This window comes from Citrobacter sp. Cpo148, assembly GCF_030332375.1.
GTDB classification, from domain to species: domain Bacteria; phylum Pseudomonadota; class Gammaproteobacteria; order Enterobacterales; family Enterobacteriaceae; genus Citrobacter; species Citrobacter portucalensis.
In genome coordinates this window covers 1-498 of record NZ_JAOWHY010000019.1, presented here as the reverse complement: position 1 = coordinate 498, position 498 = coordinate 1, and the positions used below count along the sequence as shown (strand labels likewise).

1 pseudogene is annotated in these 498 nt (G+C 55.4%); it reads left to right on the top strand.

The window, feature by feature from the left end:
* Positions 1 to 498 (top strand): annotated as a pseudogene (locus tag OGY10_RS00085) (phage tail protein); the annotation flags it as partial.

Here is a 498-nt window from a genome sequence, read left to right as displayed (position 1 = left end):
CCTAAAACGCCAACGCCACCGGCAGGAAACAACAGCACCCTGATTGCCAGCACCGCCTTTGTACAGGCTGCTATTCTTGCCCTGATTGGTGGCGCACCGGCAACGCTGGATACGCTGAAAGAAATTGCAGCAGCTATCAATAATGATCCGAATTTCAGTACCACCATCAACAATGCGCTGGCACTGAAAGCACCGCTGGCAAGTCCGGCCCTGACCGGAGCGCCAACGGCTCCCACTGCTGTTCAGTCAACGAATAATACGCAGATTGCCACTACCGCGTTTGTTAAATCTGCCGTTGCGGGGCTGGTTGGTTCGTCGCCGGAGGCGCTGGACACACTGAATGAACTGGCTGCTGCGCTGGGGAATGATCCTAACTTTGCGACAACAGTGATGAACGCGCTGGCGGGAAAACAGCCACTTGATACCACGCTGACGAATCTCAGCGGGAAAAGCATTTCGGGGCTTCTCGAATACCTTGGTTTGGGAGAAGGCTCCGCG